The organism is Plantactinospora sp. B6F1 (genome assembly GCF_040120695.1).
Taxonomy (GTDB): Bacteria; Actinomycetota; Actinomycetes; order Mycobacteriales; family Micromonosporaceae; genus Plantactinospora.
The window spans coordinates 1-16,658 of record NZ_JBEEAC010000045.1; the positions used below are offsets into that span (position 1 = coordinate 1).

The 16,658-nt window shown below is 70.3% G+C and carries 13 protein-coding genes; 12 read left to right on the plus strand and 1 reads right to left on the minus strand.

Annotated features, from left to right (window positions below; translation table 11 throughout):
• The 7 genes from ABNF97_RS31240 to ABNF97_RS31270 form a co-directional block, all read left to right on the plus strand.
• On the plus strand, positions 1-956 hold a 956-nt coding region (locus tag ABNF97_RS31240; protein WP_349340717.1), incomplete at its 5' end, for a carbohydrate ABC transporter permease.
• Positions 956-1,783, plus strand: a complete 828-nt coding sequence (locus ABNF97_RS31245; RefSeq protein WP_130463438.1) for an ABC transporter permease subunit — start codon at positions 956-958, stop codon at positions 1,781-1,783. The genes ABNF97_RS31240 and ABNF97_RS31245, both read left to right, overlap by 1 nt.
• Before the next feature lie 97 nt (positions 1,784-1,880).
• Positions 1,881-3,008: a mandelate racemase/muconate lactonizing enzyme family protein gene (locus ABNF97_RS31250; protein WP_349340718.1), complete on the plus strand. Its 1,128-nt coding sequence runs from the start codon at positions 1,881-1,883 to the stop codon at positions 3,006-3,008.
• 154 nt (positions 3,009-3,162) lie between these two features.
• Positions 3,163-4,191 (plus strand): zinc-dependent alcohol dehydrogenase, encoded by a 1,029-nt coding sequence (locus tag ABNF97_RS31255; RefSeq protein ID WP_349340719.1) that lies wholly within the window; start codon positions 3,163-3,165, stop codon positions 4,189-4,191.
• Positions 4,188-4,949 (plus strand): SDR family oxidoreductase, encoded by a 762-nt coding sequence (locus ABNF97_RS31260; protein WP_349340720.1) that lies wholly within the window; start codon positions 4,188-4,190, stop codon positions 4,947-4,949. The genes ABNF97_RS31255 and ABNF97_RS31260 overlap by 4 nt, the downstream gene beginning before the upstream one ends.
• The gene (locus tag ABNF97_RS31265; protein WP_130463434.1) at positions 4,946-5,824 is read left to right on the plus strand and encodes an amidohydrolase family protein; all 879 of its coding nucleotides are present in this window, start codon (positions 4,946-4,948) and stop codon (positions 5,822-5,824) included. The genes ABNF97_RS31260 and ABNF97_RS31265 overlap by 4 nt, the downstream gene beginning before the upstream one ends.
• Positions 5,818-6,807 (plus strand): aldo/keto reductase, encoded by a 990-nt coding sequence (locus ABNF97_RS31270; protein WP_130463433.1) that lies wholly within the window; start codon positions 5,818-5,820, stop codon positions 6,805-6,807. Before ABNF97_RS31265 ends, ABNF97_RS31270 begins: the two co-directional genes overlap by 7 nt.
• 118 nt (positions 6,808-6,925) lie before the next feature.
• Here ABNF97_RS31270 and ABNF97_RS31275 read toward each other — a convergent pair whose 3' ends face one another.
• Positions 6,926-10,471: a ThuA domain-containing protein gene (locus ABNF97_RS31275; RefSeq protein ID WP_349340721.1), complete on the minus strand. Its 3,546-nt coding sequence runs from the start codon at positions 10,469-10,471 to the stop codon at positions 6,926-6,928.
• Positions 10,472-10,993: 522 nt separating this feature from the next.
• Between ABNF97_RS31275 and ABNF97_RS31280 the strand changes: the two genes are divergently transcribed.
• Genes ABNF97_RS31280 through ABNF97_RS31300 form a run of 5 tightly spaced genes read left to right on the plus strand, consistent with a single transcriptional unit; the run spans position 10,994 to position 16,600 of the window.
• The gene (locus tag ABNF97_RS31280; RefSeq protein ID WP_130463431.1) at positions 10,994-12,529 is read left to right on the plus strand and encodes an ATP-binding cassette domain-containing protein; all 1,536 of its coding nucleotides are present in this window, start codon (positions 10,994-10,996) and stop codon (positions 12,527-12,529) included.
• Between the two features lie 55 nt (positions 12,530-12,584).
• Complete coding sequence (locus ABNF97_RS31285) at positions 12,585-13,559, plus strand: ABC transporter permease (RefSeq protein ID WP_349340722.1); 975 nt, start codon at positions 12,585-12,587, stop codon at positions 13,557-13,559.
• 2 nt (positions 13,560-13,561) lie between these two features.
• Positions 13,562-14,545: an ABC transporter permease gene (locus tag ABNF97_RS31290; RefSeq protein ID WP_349340723.1), complete on the plus strand. Its 984-nt coding sequence runs from the start codon at positions 13,562-13,564 to the stop codon at positions 14,543-14,545.
• Positions 14,546-14,556: 11 nt separating this feature from the next.
• Positions 14,557-15,741 (plus strand): substrate-binding domain-containing protein, encoded by a 1,185-nt coding sequence (locus ABNF97_RS31295; protein WP_349340724.1) that lies wholly within the window; start codon positions 14,557-14,559, stop codon positions 15,739-15,741.
• A gap of 7 nt (positions 15,742-15,748) precedes the next feature.
• On the plus strand, positions 15,749-16,600 hold the full coding sequence (locus ABNF97_RS31300; RefSeq protein WP_349340725.1) for a sugar phosphate isomerase/epimerase family protein: 852 nt from the start codon (positions 15,749-15,751) through the stop codon (positions 16,598-16,600).
• Positions 16,601-16,658: the final 58 nt, after the last annotated feature.

Consider the following 16,658-nt stretch of genomic DNA (forward strand, 5'->3'; position numbering starts at 1 on the left):
CGTCGGACGGACCGCCCCAGGCCGGACGGACCGACGGGGCGGCGCCCCGGCCGGCCCTTCATCGCGGCGGCGCCCGTTCCCGGCGCTCCGCTGGCCTGCGGTCCGAGCGCCTCGCCCCCTTTGTCCTGGTGGCCCCGGCAGTTCTGATCATCGTGGTGATGCGGCTCTATCCGCTGCTGCTCGGGGTGAACTTCTCCTTCACCGGCGACGGTGAGCGCAACGGGGTGGCGGTCGGTCTCGACAACTACCTGGAGCTGTTCCAGGATCCGCTGTTCCGGACCGCGCTGGGCAACGTGGGACTGCTGGTGCTGCTGCTTCCGCTGGCGGTGGCGATTCCCGGACTGCTCGCGACGTTCATCTACCTGCGGGTGCCCGGTCACCGGCTCTACCGCGGCGTCTACTTCTTCCCCGCGGTGCTCTCCCCGGTCATCGTCGGCGCGATCTTCAACCTCCTGCTCGCCTTCGACGGTCCGCTCAACACCGTTCTCCGGGCGGTCGGGGTCGGGCCGGTGGACTGGCTCGGGAACCCGGACGTCGCGATGTTCGTGGTGGTCGGCGTGCACGTCTGGGCGACCTTCGGAATGGCCCTGGTGGTGTTCCTCGCCGGGTTCGCCACCCTGGACGCCGCGCTCATGGACGCGGCCCGGGTGGACGGGGCGTCGCTACCCCAGGTCATCTGGCACGTGATCATCCCGGGTCTGTCCCGCACCATCCAGTTCGTCTTCGTGACCACGATGATCGGCATGCTGACCTCCATGTTCGGCCTGCTCTACGTCATGACCAGCGGCGGTCCGGAGGGGTCGACCTACCTGCCGGAGTACTACATCTGGATCCAGCAGGGACAGATGAACCGGCCGGCCCTCGCGTCGGCCGCGTCGACGGTCCTCTTCGTGATCATGATCATGGTCGGGCTGCTCCAGATCAAGCTGCTCAAGCGGGCGGGAAGGGAGGACTGATGCGTCGTATCCGTCTGGGCCGGTGGCTGGTCGCCATCCCGATGGCGCTGCTCGCGATCGCGACCGTCTATCCCGTGCTGTTCACCGCCAACGTCGCGATGAAGACCCGGCGTGACTACATCCTCGACCGGTTCTCCCTGACCGACGCCCTGCGCTGGGAGAACATCAGCACGGCGTGGACCAGCGTCGGCATGGGCCGGTACTTCGTCAACTCTTTGATCGTGGTGACGTCGTCGGTGGTCCTGCTGCTGCTGCTCGGGTCGATGGCCGGGTTCGCCCTGAGCCAGCTGCGGTTTCGCGGTTCGACGGCGCTGTTCCTGGCCTGTCTCGCGGGACTGTTCGTGCCCTTCCAGGTGATCATGGTGCCGCTCGCCCGGATCATGGCAGACAGCGGCCTCATCGACACCTACCCCGGACTGGTCCTCGTCTACGTGGCCCAGTTCCTGCCCTTCACCGTCTTCCTGATGACCAGCTACTACAAGACCATCCCGCCGGAGATCGTCGACGCGGCCAGGATCGACGGCAACAGCGTGTACGGCGTGTACCGCCGGATCATGCTGCCCCTGGGCACTCCGGCGCTGCTGTCGGTCGGCATCCTCAACGCCCTGTTCTGCTGGAACGACGTCCTCATGGCACTGGTGATGATGCCCTCGGCCGACCACCGGACCCTGATGGTGGGCGTCACCTCGCTGCGCGGGCAGTACTCCGACGACATCCCCACCTTCGCCTCCGGCGTCCTGATCGCCGCGGTGCCCGTCCTGGTGGTGTACCTGTTCCTCCAGCGCCAGATCGCCGAGGGCGTCGCGGCTGGTTCCACGAAAGGCTGACATGCGGATCACCGGATATCGGACACTCAGTACAATCCAGGAATGGGGGCGGTCCGTCGGCGACGCCAACGGCGTCTTCTCCGACGGAGTGGTCCCGGTGTCGATCGTCATCGTCGAGACCGACGAAGGCATCTCGGGGGTTGGCCTCGGGCCGCACGTGGAGATCGAACGGATCTTCGCGGCCATCGACGGCGAAGATCCCCGTGCGGTGACGACCCTCTACGACCGCATGCTGCGGCACACCTTCAAGGCGGGTCACGCGGGCCCGGTCTTCGGCACCATCGGCGCACTCGACACCGCCCTCTGGGACATCAAGGCGCAGGCGGCCGGCGAGCCACTGTGGCGACTGCTGGGCGGACGTGACCGGCGGGTCCCCGCCTACGCGTCCGGCCTGGACATCGGGCTGACCGACGAGGAACTCCTCGCGACCTACGAGGTCTACGCCCGGTACGGCCTGCGCGCCGCCAAGCTCAAGGGCGGCCTCGACATCGAGCGCGACCGGCACCGCCTCCGCCTGGTCGGGGAGTTGCTGACCGAGGCCGGGCACGGACGGCGGCCGGGTCTGATGCTCGACGTCAACGAGGCGTGGACCCGCAAGCAGGCCGTCCGGCACGTCTACGAACTCGAACGCACCCTCGACCTGATCTGGATCGAGGAACCAGTCCGGCGCTGGGACGCCGAGGGTCTCGCCGCCGTCAGCCGGGGGGTGCGCGCGTCGGTCGCCACCGGGGAGAACCTCACCGGGCTTGAGCAGTACCGTCCCCTGATCGCCGCCGGGGCGGTCGACATCGTGCAGATGGCCGCCGTCTGGGGAGTCACCCACTTCCTGCGGGCGTCCGCCCTGGCGCACGCGCACGACCTGCCGGTGAGCCCGATCGGCAACAGCCCGGTCGGGCTGCTGCACGCCGCCACCTCGGTGCCGAACCACCTGACCAGCGAGTTGCAGGACCTGGTTCCACCGGTCGGGGTCTCCATCGACCTGCACGTCGAGGACGGTGCCTTCGTGCTCGGTGACTCGCCCGGCCTGGGCGTCCGGGTCGACGAGGACCAGATCAGGGCGATCACCCGGCGCCCGGAGGCGCAGCCGTCCGAGGGTCCGCACGTCCGGCCGGAGCGGGCCGGGCGGCGACTGCTGGCCGGGCTCGACGGCATCGCCCCCGCACGGCGGCTTCCCGGAGCGCCGCTGTACTCCCACAACGACGTCTCGCCCACCGCACGGCACTGACCCCAGCCCGCGTCTGCTACCGAAAGGATCCTCGCGTGCCTCCCTCGCCGTACCGTCCAGACGGACCACCGCGGCCGCCGCGCTGCCGACTGCCCGGGCCACGACCATGTCCGGTCGGGACGACCGACGTACCGACGGCCGAGACGGAGGATCGATGAAGGCAGTGGTCTACCGGGGGGCACGGGACCTCGGAATCGAGGAACGTGACCCGGAGCCGCCGGGTCGCGGCCAGCTGCGGATCGCGGTGGCCTACACCGGGATCTGCGGCACCGACCTGCACATCTACCACGGGGACATGGACGCCCGGGTCGGCCCCTCGGCGATCATCGGACACGAGATGTCCGGGCGGATCGCGGCCGTCGGCGCGGAGACCACCGGCTGGTCGGTCGGCCAGCCCGTCACCGTGATGCCGACCCGGTCGTGCGGGCGGTGCGCCGCCTGCCGGAACGGAAACTCCCACATCTGCCACGCCATGGACTTCCTCGGCATCGACTCGCCGGGCGCCATGCAGTCCGCCTGGAACGTCCCCGCGGACCTGGTCCTGCCGCTCCCCGAGGAACTGCCGCTCGACCACGCGGCGCTCGTCGAACCGGTCGCGGTCGCGGTACACGACGTCCGTCGGGGGAACGTCACCGCCGACGACCAGGTGGTGGTGGTCGGCGGCGGGCCGGTCGGGGTCCTGATCGCCGTCGTTGCGAAGGGCCGCGGCGCGCGGGTCCTGCTCGTGGAGCCGGACCCGTTCCGGCGCGCCGCCGCGACCGGGATGGGTATCGAGGCCGTCGACCCGAACGCGACCGACGTCCTGGCACTGGTGGACGACCGCACCGACGGCGCGGGCGCCGACATCGCCTTCGAGGTCTCCGGCTCCGCGGCCGGCGTCGCCACCGCGGTGGACGTGCTGACCACCCGGGGCCGGCTGGTGATGGTGGCGATCCATCCCCGGCCCCGGGAGGTCAACCTGCACCGGTTCTTCTGGCGCGAGCTGGAGCTGCTCGGCGCCCGGCTCTACCAGCGGGACGACATGGCGGAGGCGATCCGCCTGGTCGCCTCCGGCGCGATCCCGGCGGAACGGCTCATCTCCCGGGTCGAGCCCGTCGAGGCGGTGACCGCCGCGTTCACGGCGCTGGAGAGCGGCGGTGGCGTGCTGAAGGTGCTGCTCGACTGGCTGGAGGACGACCGGTGACCGGATTGTTCGACCTGTCCGGGCGGACCGCCGTGGTGACCGGCGCCCGGCGCGGCATCGGCCTGGCCATGGCCGAGGCCCTGGCCGTGGCCGGCGCCGACGTCGTCGGCGTCTCCGCCCAACTGGAACCGGAGGGGAGCGAGGTGGAACGCCGGGTACGGGCGGCCGGCCGTCGATTCACGGCGCTGCGGGCCGATCTTGCCGACCGGGCAGCCGTGCACCGGTTGGCTCGGGACCTGACCGGGCTCGGATCGATCGACATCCTGGTGAACAACGGCGGCACGATCGCCCGTACCCCGGCCGCCGATCACCCGGACGAGATGTGGGACCACGTCATCGAGGTGAACCTGAGCAGCCAGTTCGTGCTGAGCCGGGAAATCGGCCGGACGATGGTCGAACGCGGTCGAGGAAAGATCATCTTCACCGCGTCGCTGCTGAGCTTCCAGGGCGGCATCACCGTCCCCGGCTACGCCGCGTCGAAGTCGGGCGTGGCCGGGCTGACCAAGGCACTGGCGAACGAGTGGGCGGCCCGGGGGGTTAACGTCAACGCCATCGCGCCCGGTTACATCGCCACCGACAACACCCGGGCACTGCGGGACGACCCCGATCGTGACCGAGCAATTCTCGCCCGGATCCCGGCGGGCCGCTGGGGCCACGCGGAGGATCTCGGTGGCGCCACGGTGTTCCTGGCGTCGGCGGCGTCGGACTACGTCAACGGGATCGTGCTGCCCGTCGACGGCGGATGGCTGGGCCGATGACCGCGGAGCAGGCGCCGGGACGCCCCGGCATCGTCGACGCGCACCACCATCTCTGGGTCCGGGCACGGCATCCGCAGCCCTGGATCGACCCGGTGTCCATGGCGGCCATCGACGCCGACTTCGAAACCGTCGACCTCGCCCCGCTGGCCGAGAGCGCCGGCGTCACCGGGACCGTCGTGGTGCAGTCCATCGCCTCGGAGGCGGAGACGGTGGAGCTGCTGAGCATCGCGGTCGACGACACCCTCGTCCGTGGGGTCGTCGGCTGGGTGGAGCTGACGGCCGACGACGTCGCCGACCGCATCGACCGGCTGCGGGCGGTACGGGGCGGAGACCGGCTCGTCGGGATCCGCCACCTCGTCCAGGACGAGACCGATCCGGCGTACCTGGACCGCCCGGACGTCCGCCGCGGGATCGCGGCGGTGGGCGCCGCCGGCCTGGTCTTCGATCTGCTGGTCCGCCGACACCAGCTACCCATGGCCGCCCGATTGGCGTCCGACCTGCCCGAGGTGCGGTTCGTCCTCGATCACCTCGGCAAGCCCGCGCTGGGCGGTGCGGAGCCGACCGACTGGTCCCGGGACCTGCGGGCACTGGCGGCCTCGCCGAACACGACGGCGAAGCTCTCCGGCCTGGCCACCGAGGTACGACGGTCACACTGGACACCGGAGGACCTCCGACCCGCCGTCGACACCGCACTCGACGCGTTCGGGCCGGATCGGCTGATGTTCGGCTCGGACTGGCCGGTGTGCCTGCTGGCCACCTCGTACCGGGGGTGGATCGAGGCCCTGTCCGAGTCGCTGGGTGACCTCGGCGCGGCCGAGCGCGCGCTGATCTGGGCGCAGACGGCACGGCGGGTCTACCGGTTGGGGGCATGGTGAGGACCCTCGCGCTGCCGCGCCGCCCGGCGGTACGGCTGACCGAGTTGGCTCTCGGCGCATCCCAGGCCGGCAACCTGTACCGGGCGATCACGAACGAGGAGTTCGCCTCCGCGGTCGACACGGCGTGGGACGCGGGCGTCCGGTACTACGACACCGCGCCGCACTACGGACTCGGGCTGTCCGAGCGACGGCTCGGCGCCGCACTGCGGCACCGGCCGCGCGACGAGTACGTGGTGTCGACGAAGGTGGGCCGCCTGCTCGTACCGACGCCGGAGGACGCGTACCGGCGTGACCCGGAGGGGTTCGACGTCCCCGCCAGCCACCGACGGGTGTGGGACTTCAGCCGTGACGGTGTCCGCCGCTCGATCGAGGCGAGTCTCGAGCGCACCGGTCTGGACCGGTTCGACGTCGTCTACCTCCACGACCCCGACGACCACTGGGAGCAGGCCGCGACCGAGGCGATACCGGCCCTGGTCGAGCTGCGGGACCAGGGCGTCGTACGCGCCATCGGGGCCGGCATGAACCAGTCGGCGATGTTGGCTCGGTTCGTCCGGGAGACCGACGTCGACGTGGTGATGTGCGCGGGACGGTACACCCTGCTGGAGCAGGGTGCGGCCGATGACCTGCTGCCCGTCGCCGCGAACCGACGGGTGGGCGTGGTGATCGCCGGCGTGTACAACTCGGGGCTGCTGTCCCGCGACCGGCCACCGGACGAGGCGCGCTACGACTACCGGCAGGCCCCGCCGGAGCTGGTCGAGCGAGCGCGGCGGATCGCCGCGCTCTGCGGGACGTACGGCGTCACACTGCCGCAGGCGGCGCTCGCCTTCGTCCGCCGGCACCCGGCCGTGGTCTCGACGGTGGTCGGCGTGCGCGACGGATCGCAGGTGACCGACGCCGTGCGGCGGTCGGAGGCCGCCGTGCCGGACGAGGTCTGGGACGCGCTGGTGGCGGCCGGCCTGCTCGCCGCGCCGCCGTCCGGGTAGGCAGACCGGGCCCGACCGGCCCGCCCTGGTCGACGCCGACCCCCGGTCGGAACCGGCTCCGTTCTGCTGGATGCCGGTTCCGACCGGGACGCCACTGACTAGCGCGACAGCGGTCGGGTCACGCCAGGGTGAACCGCCACTGCTGGTTGGTGCTGCCATGGCAGTTCCACTGCAACAACCGGGCCCCGTCGTCGGTGGCGGCGCCGTTGACGTCCACACAGAACCCGCTGGACACGCTCTTCACCGTGTACACCCCGGAGGTCCCGGTCGGGGTGACCGTGAACTTCTGCTGGTTGCCGTTGTTGCAGGTGGCCTGCTGGAGGAAGGCTCCCGCAGCGGTGGAGCCGCCGGTCACCTCGGCGCACTTGCCGCTGTGCACCGCCTTCAGGTAGACCGCGCCGGCCCCGGCGTCCACGGCCTGCCACTTCTGGTTGTTGCCGCCGGTGGCCGTCCACTGGTGGATCTGGGCACCGTCGGCGGTGGAGACGCCGCTGACGTCCATCATTTTGCCGCTGTGCTGCGCGGTGAGCGTCCAGGTCCGGCCCGCTACGCCGTCGGTGTTGGGCAGGCCGACCCCGCTGCCGCCGAAGGTGTGCGAGTCGAGGTCGAACCAGTTGTTCGCGGTGCCCTTGAACACCATGTAGAGCGGGTGGGTTCCGCCGAGTGCGGCCACGTTCACCGGCGGCGTGGACTGGTAGTTGTCCCAGCCGCCGGTGCTGGGCACCGAGGTGGTGGCCAGCAGTGTGCCGGTCGGCGAGTCGGCGCGCAGTTCGATCGAGCCGCCGCCGGAGGGCGACGACAGGCGGTAGCTGACGTTCGTGATGCCCGACAGGCTCATCGGGGTGAACGCGATCCAGTCGTTGTTGGAGATGTCCCCGATGCGTTTGCCGCTCTCCGCGCCGGCCTGGTCGATGATCCGGGTGCCGGACTGGCTGCTGTGGTACTCGGCCTGCTTGTGCTTGGGCTGGAGGATCGCCTGCCCGTAGCCGGTGAGCGGGGCCGCGCCGCCGGCGCCACCGTCGTCGGTGTAGTGGGCGTTGAGTACGTAGTACAGGTTGGCGCCGTCGGGGTGTCCACCGAGCAGGTCGGTGGAGATGGTGCCCGAGCAGCCCGGGTAGTCCGTGGTCTCGTGGTGGTGGTCGTCGTGCCCGAGGGCGGGTTTGACGAACACCTTGGCGCAGTCGATCGGGGCGCCTCCGGGATCGGAGACGTTGACCGTGTAGGACACCTTGTCGCCGAAGGTGAGCATGCCGCCGTTGGACGGGGTGCCGATGGTGACCACCGGGGCGGTGTTGCCGACGGTGATCTGGACGTTGGCGAAGCCGGTCTTGCCGCTGCTGTCGGTGACCTTCAACTGCGCCGTGTAGTTGCCGTTGCTGGTGTAGACGTGTGACGGACTGGTCGCCGTCGAGGTGGTGCCGTCGCCGAAGGTCCACTGGTAGCTGAGGGTGTCACCGGGATCCGGGTCGGTCGTACCGGCGCTGCTGAACTGGACGGTCAGCGGCGCGTTGCCGCTGGTGGGCGTACCGGTGGCTTTGGCGATCGGTGACCGTCCGCCCTGGATGTAGTCGATCCGGTAGAGCCCGGAGTCGTTGTTGCCGCCGCCGAAGTTGGTGCCCCACTCGAGCAGGTAGAGCGAGCCGTCCCGGCCGAACTCCAGGTCCATCGGCTTGTTGAAGTTGCCGGCGGGCAGGAACGGGTTGGTGCGGGTGACCGCCGTGGCCGAGTCGAAGTGGACCTCCTTGAGGTAGTTGCGCGACCACTCGTAGAAGAAGTGCACCCCGTCGTAGTAGGGCGGGAACTTCGTCGGGGACGGGTTTGCCGGGTCGTACCGGTAGACCGGCCCACCCATCGGCGCGGATCCGCCGGAGCCGAGCTCCGGGAAGGTCGGCGAGGTGCCGTAGCCGTACCAGATCTGGGGCGCGACGACCGGCCGCAGGTTGGTCAGGCCGGTGTTGTTGGGCGAGTTGTTCACCGGCGCGGCGCAGTTGAACTTCGCGCCGACCGCACCGGTGTCCGGGTTGTACGGGGCGTAGGGCTGGTTGTCGCCGTGGCAGAACGGCCACCCGTAGTTGCCGGGAGACTTGATCACGTTGAGTTCGACGAGCCCTTCCGGGCCGCGGTTGGTGGTCGGCGGGTTCCGGTCGGGCCCGTAGTCGGCCAGGTATACCCAGCCGTTGGCCGGGTCGATCGAAAACCGGAACGGGTTGCGGAAGCCCATCGCGTAGATCTCCGGCCGGGTCTGCGCCGTCCCCTGTGGATAGAGGTTGCCCGTCGGAACGGTGTAGCCGCCGCTGGCCGAGGGCCGGATGCGTAGCAGCTTTCCCCGCAGGTCGTTGGTGTTGCCGGCGGTGCGGGCCGCGTCGAGGTTGGCCTTGCCGGACCGCCAGTCGAGCGGGGCGTAGCCCTGCCAGTTGGGGTCGAGGTTCGGCGGCGTGTCGTCGCCGGTGCCGATGTAGAGGTTCCCGTCCGGGCCGAACTCGATGTACCCGCCGGTGTGCCCTGGCTCCGGGAACGTACGGTCGCGGTAGGCGGGGATGTCGATGATCCGGACCTCGCTGGAGAGGTTCAGCGTGTCGCCGGTGAGCGTGTAACGGGAGACCCGGTTGACGTCGGTCGTACTGCTCGCCGGCGAGTGGTAGAGGTACACGTGACCGTTGCTGGCGAAGTTCGGGTCGAGCGCCATCCCGGTGAGGCCATCCTCGCCGCCGGTGTAGACGCTGAGCGTGCCGGCGGTGACGGTGGTGTTGGTGGACGGCTTGAAAATCTTCAGTTGCCCGCCCCGCTGGACGTAGAGCACCCGGCCGTCGGGTGCCACCGCGAGTGCCATCGGGTCGATGGTGTTGTCGTCGAGGGCGCGCTTCTCGAAGTTGCCCCAGACGGTGCCGCCGCAGTCGCCGGGCTCGTTGCCGGCGGCCCACTTGACGCCGCCGAGAACGTGGTTGCGGAAGTTGGTCTCACTGTAGGACTCGGCGGCGTGCCCCATCGCGGTGGCCCAGATCCGGCCGCCGCTGACGTTGCGGCACCACGAGATCGGATGGTCCGGACCCATCGCCCGGGAGCCCGGGTTGTAGGTGCGTTCGTCGGCGGTCACCAGGACGTGGACATCGCCGCGCGGGTTCTTGTCGAAGTTGTACCACTCCTCGCTGCGGTTCCAACGCTCCGGGAGGGCGGCCGTCGAGGGATGCTTCCGGTCGGCGACGATGGCGGTGCCGGGCAGCACGCCGGGGGAGTGCTCCGGCATGTGGGCACCGGCGTTCACGGTCTGGTCCCACCAGGGGTACTCGCCCTCGATCCCCATGTCCGTGGCGTTGTGCACGGCGACGATGCCCTTGCCGCCGGCGAGGAACCCCTCCACCGCCTGGCGCTGGGCGGCCGAGGTCCACACCATGCCCGAGGTCTGGAACATGATGAGGACGTCGAAGGTCGCGAGGTTGGCCGGGGTGAAGACGTTCGCGTCCTCGCTGTGCACCAGTTCGAAGTTGCTCGCCGCCGCCTGTTGCTGGAACATCGATATCCCGGCGGGGATCGAGTCGTGCCGGTAGCCGGTGGTCTTGGTGAAGAGCAGGGCGCGGAAGGCGGGAGCCGCCGAGGCCGGAGGGATGAGCGCGAGCGACAGTAACAGGCCGGCGAGCACTCCGATGATCAATGTTTTGCGACGCATGCCGTCTCCTAGTTCGGGCGGGCAACGAGATTGCGGTCACGGGCCCGGCGGCGTGCCAGGTTGTGCCTGGGCACGCGTGGGGGCACGGGTGTGCTGGTCGCGTCGTGCCGTCCGCCGCAACGGCAGTCAGCCCCACAGGACGTCACACACCGTGACGTACGGGTGCGTCCCCCGTCCCGTGGTCTGCAAGGTGTCGGGATGAGCTCTGCATCAAGGACCATCGATCCCAGCGTGGGTGTCTCGCGTCGCTCCGAGGTGGGGGCGGCCATGTCTGACCCCTCGGACCGGCGTCGCTGTCGATCGAGTGGCGGGCCCGGCGGTCGCCTCAGGTCGAGGATTGCGGAGCCGCATCCAAACATCTATCTTCATACGTGTGATGTTTCGCTCATGTCAAGCGAATGTTTGCGACGCAGGAACGTAAGCATCCGCATCCCGCCCAAAAGTTCGTCGCTGTGCGAACGGAACGACCCGGTGCGGGGTGAAGGAACTTTGCCGGCGACTACTATCTGTGAGGGCCTCTGGATGTCAGATCCACGGACGGCGCCGCTGCTCGCCCTGCGCGGCATCGGCAAGTCCTTCCTCGGGGTACGCGTCCTCGACCGCGTCGACCTCGACGTCGGGCCGGGCGAGGTACACGCCGTCGTCGGTGAGAACGGCGCCGGGAAGTCGACCCTCATGAAGATCGTCTCGGGCGGGTACGTCCCGGACGAGGGCACCGTCGAGTTCGCCGGTGAACCGCGCGGGTTCCGCAGCCCGCGCGACGCGCAGCGGGCCGGCATCGGCATCATCCATCAGGAGTTCAACCTGCTGCCGGAGCGCACCGTGGCGGAGAACGTGTACCTGGGCCACGAACCGGTACGCCGTGGGCTCGTCGACCGCCGGGAGATGCTCGGCCGTACCGGCCGACTGCTCGCCTCGATCGGGGAGACCGCCCTGCCACCCGACGCCCGGGTGGGACGTCTCGGTGTCGCGCAGCAACAGGTCGTCGAGATCGCCAAGGCGCTCGCCCTCGACGCGCGGCTGCTCATCATGGACGAGCCCACCGCGGCGCTGGCGGACCACGAGGTCGAGTTGCTGTACGGCCTGGTACGCCGACTCCAGGAGCGGGGCATCGGCATGCTGTACGTCTCGCACCGGCTTGCCGAGGTCTTCGACCTGTCCGGTCGGATCACGGTCCTCAAGGACGGCCGGCGGGTGACCACCGTGCAGACCGCGGACACCACCGCCGACGAGTTGGTGCGGCACATGGTCGGCCGGGAACTGTCCAGTTACTACCCGGACCGGGCCGGCCCCGATGATCGCGGCCCGGTCCGGCTCAGCGTCCGAAACGGGGGCAACCGGAAGCTGCGCGGTGTGGACCTGGAACTGCGCGCGGGTGAGGTGCTCGGCATCGGCGGCCTCCAGGGTGCCGGGCGGTCGACCCTGGCCCGTGCGCTCTTCGGGGCGACCCCGTTCACGACCGGCGAGGTCACGATCGACGGCACACCGGTCCGGCTGCGCTCGCCGCGCGCCGCGATGCGGGCCGGCGTCGCCTACGTCACCGAGGACCGCAAGGGCGAAGGCATCGTCGCCCGGCAGTCCGTACTGGACAACGCGCTGCTCGCCAGCCGGGCCGTCTTCGCCGCCCGATCCGGACGCGCCGCCCGTACCGTGCGGGTCCGCGAGTTGCTCGCCGCGGTGGACGTCCGGGCCGTCGACGACGACCAGGAGATCCGCTTCCTCTCCGGCGGCAACCAGCAGAAGGTCGTGCTGGCCCGGTGGCTCGCGGTCAACCCGCGGATCCTGCTCTTCGACGAGCCGACCCGGGGCATCGACGTGGGGGCGAAGGCGGCCATCCACGATCTCGTCCGCCGCCTCGCCCGCGACGGGGCTGCGGTTCTGATGATCTCGTCCGATCTGCCGGAGCTGCTGGGAATGAGCGACCGGATCGTCGTGATGCGCGACGGCCGCGTCGCGGGCGAACTGCCGGCTGGCACGACCGAGGAGGACGTCGTCGCCCTGGCCGTCGGGACCCCGGGTTTGCGAGCCCCGCAGTCGCGAACAGAGGTAGACCAGTGAGTGCGAGGAGTGAGCCGGGTTTGCGAGCCCCGCAGTCGCGAACAGAGGTAGACCAGTGAGTGGGCTCTCCCTCGTGTCGGCCCGACGGCCGGTACCGGGCGTGTTCGTGGCCCTGACCCTCGTCCTGGCGATCGGCTGGCTGGTCGTGGCGATCGACGGCGGCCAACTGTTCAACCAGTCGACCACGGTGAGCCTGTTGCACGTCGCGGCCGGGCTCGGCCTCGTCGCCGTGGGGCAGACCCTGGTCATCCTCGGCGGCTCGCTCGACCTGTCCGTGGCGTACGTGATCAGCCTCAGTACCCTCGTCGCGGCCGAGACGATGGACGGCCGCGACGGCGCGCTGCTGCCGGCGGTCGGGCTGGCGCTCACCGTGAGCGCCGGTGTCGGGCTGCTCAACGGGCTGCTCGTCACCAAGCTACGGATCAACGCGTTCATCGCGACCCTCGGCGTCGGGCTGCTGCTCAAGGGATACCTCGACAACGGCTACGACGGGCCCGCCGGCACCACCGCTCCCTCGCTGGTACAGACCCTCGGATATCAGCGCGTCGGTCCGGTACCGCTGTCCTTCCTGCTGCTGGTCGCGGTGACCGGGGCGGCCTGGTTCGTCCTCTCGCGGACCCGGTTCGGTCACCATCTGGTCGCGGTCGGGGGTGACCCGGAGGTCGCCCGGCTCTCCGGCGTCCGCACCGACCGGGTCCTGGTCACCGCGCACGTGCTCTGCGCGCTCTGCGCCGGCATCGCCGGCATCTACCTCGCGAGCCGGCTCGGTTCCGGTGCGCCCCGGGTCGGCACCGAGGGTCTCTACGACCTGGAGTCGATCGCCGCGGTGGTGATCGGCGGCACCGCCCTGGCCGGCGGGCGCGGCGGTGTCGTCGGCACCCTCGGCGGAGTGCTGCTGCTCGCCAGCATCGACGCCATCTTCAACCAGCTCGAGGTGGACGCCTTCTTCAAGCAGGTGATCCGGGGCGCCGTCATCATCGCCGCGGTCGCCGTCTATGCCCGCCGGGCGCTGCGGAAGGCGGACTCCTAGCCATGCAGACCATTCGACGCCCGCCGCTGCCGCTGCGCATCCCGCGGATCCGTGCCGGTGGCGTCCTGCCGATCCTCGTGATCCTCGCGGTGCTGCTGGTGCTCGTCGCCGTCCGGCAGCCCGACTTCCTCGCCCCGCCGTCGCTGATGTCGTTCCTCGGCCGCTCGGCGCCGGTCATCCTGCTCGCCGCCGGCCAGTACTTCGTGATCGTCTCCGGCGAGTTCGACCTCTCCGTCGGCTCCCTGGTCACCGCCGAGGTCGTCGTCGCCGCCCGGCTGATCGACAGTGATCCGTCCCGAACCTGGCCGGTGGTCCTGGTGCTGCTCGCCGGAGGGGCGCTCGTCGGGCTGGTCAACGGCCTGGTCACGACCCGGCTGCGGGTGCCCTCGTTCATCACCACCCTCGGCATGTTCCTGATCCTCGTCGGCGCGGTGTACCTCTGGTCCGACGGCGCCCCCAAGGGCGGGCTCTCCGAGGAGTTCCGCCGGTTCGGCCGGCGCGCGTTCGAGGACGTGCCGGTGCTCGGCCGTTTCCCGTACGCCCTGGTGGTCCTGCTGGTCCTCGCGGTGCTGGCCGTGCTCCTGATGCGTTCCGACTTCGGTCGCACGTTGGTCGCCGTCGGCGACAACCCGCGCACGGCCGAGCTGACCGGGGTACGGGTCTGGCGTATCCGGACCGGCGCGTTCATCCTCAGCGGACTCGCGGCGGCGGTCGCGGCGATCCTGCTCGGCGGCTACAGCGGCGTCTCGTTCCAGGCCGGCGCGGGTCTGGAGTTCGGGGCGATCACCGCGGTCGTGCTCGGCGGCGTCGCGTTGGGTGGCGGTCGCGGTTCGGTCGTCGGCGCGATGCTCGGCGCGTTGACCCTCGAACTGCTCTTCGCCCTCATGAACTTCTACGGCGTCTCCGGCGCCCTCAGATCGACCGTTCAGGGCGCGATCATCCTGTGCGCCGTGGCGGTCTCCGCTCTGCGTTTCTCGTCCAGATAAGGGGATTCACCGTGAGACGTCACATGGCGGCCCTGGCCGCGGTCACCCTGCTGTCGCTAGTCGGCTGCGCCACCGACGAGCCGGCGGCGACCCCGTCCGGCACCTCCACCGGGGCCGCGGGAGCCGGCACCGGGGAGCAGTCGAAGTTCTTCGTGCAGGCCGACTACGACAACGAGCTTGCGCTGCTCGCCGCCACCCCGACCGGTCCGGCCGACAAGCCGTGGGAGCAGGCGCTCAACCCGACGATGGTGGAGACCGCGAAGTTCAGGAAGGCCGGCCCGTACAAGATCTGCTTCTCCAACGCGGCGCTGAACAACCCGTGGCGGCAGGTCGGGTTCAAGACCATGCAGGCCGAGGTCGAGGCGCAGGGGAGCCGGATCAAGGAGTTCGTCCACGTCGATGCCGAGGGCAAGGACCAGAAGCAGATCGCGGACATCAACGACCTGCTCGGCAAGGGCTGCGACGCGCTCATCGTCTCGCCGAACACCACCGCGACGCTCACCCCGGCGGTCGAGGCTGCCTGCGCTGCCGGCCTGCCGGTCGTCGTGTTCGACCGCGGCGTGAACACGAAGTGTCCGGTGACGTTCATCAACCCCATCGGTGGGTACGGGTTCGGGCACGTCGGGGCCGAGTTCGTCAGCCAGCGGATGAAGCCCGGCGGCAAGCTGCTCGCCCTGCGGATCCTGCCCGGTGTCGACGTGCTGGAGACCCGCTGGTCCGCCGCGAAGGTCGTCTTCGACAAGGCGAAGGTCGACGTCGTCGGGGTCGAGTTCACCGACGGCGACCCGGCCAAGACCAAGAAGATCGTCGACGACTACCTCCAGCGGTACGGCACGATCGACGGCGTCTGGATGGACGCCGGTGCGGTCGCGGTGGCGGCGGTCGAGGCGTTCCAGGACGCGGGCGAGCCGGTGCCGCCGATCAACGGCGAGGACCAACTCGACTTCCTGAAGATCTGGAAGGACGAGAACCTCACCGCGATCGCACCGACCTACCCGACCTACCAGTGGCGTACGCCGATCATCGCCGCGCTGCGGATCCTCGACGGCCAGCAGGTCGCCAACCCCTGGAAGCTGCCCCAGCCGACAATCACCCGGGAGAACCTGGACAGCTACCTCGACCCGGGCATGCCGCCGCTGCACTACGCCATGTGCGGCTGCACCGACCTGCCCGGCTATCCAGAGCGCTGGAAGTAGGGGCCCTGTGCACGCCATCGGGGTCAATCCCTGGGTGTGGGCCTCGCCGGTCGACGACGAGGCCCTGGCCGAGCTGATTCCACGGATCGCCGCCTTCGGCTTCGATGCGGTCGAGTTGCCGGTCGAGCAACCCGGCGACTGGGACCCGGTCCGCACCCGGGACCTGCTGGCGGCACACGGCCTGGCCGCGGCCGGCGTCTGCGCGGTCACCCCACCCGGGCGTGACCTCGTGGACGCCGCGCCGGACGTCGTCACGGCGACCGTGGCGTACCTGAAGGGCTGTGTGGACAGCGCGGCGGTCCTGGGCGCACCGTGCGTCGGAGGCCCGGTCTATGCCGCGGTGGGCCGGACCTGGCGGATGACGCCTGCGGCCCGCGCGGCCTGCTACGCGGAATTCCGGCGGGCGCTGGCGCCGGTCGCCGACCACGCCGGCGCCCGGGGCGTCGCCATCGGTGTGGAGCCGCTCAACCGCTACGAGACGAGTGTGGCCAACACGGTCGAGCAGACGGTGGAACTGCTCGACGGCCTGCCGCCGAACGTCGGCATCATGATCGACACATACCACATGAACATCGAGGAGGCCGACCCGTACTCCGCGATCGTCCTGGCCGGGCCGCATATCAAGCATGTCCAGGTCAGCGGCACCAACCGGGGTGCACCCGGTGCGGACCACTTCGACTGGCCCCGCTTCTTCGCCGCGTTGCGCAGCACCGGTTACCGGGGCGCGGTCTGTATCGAGTCGTTCACCGCCGATAACGAGACCATCGCCACCGCCGCCTCGATCTGGCGCCCGCTCGCCCCGTCCCAGGATCGGCTCGCCCAGGACGGGCTGAGCTACCTGCGGCGGATTCTCCGCTGAACGGCCGGCCTTGTCACACCTGGACGATCGGCCACACCACCCTCATGCAGGTAAGGAG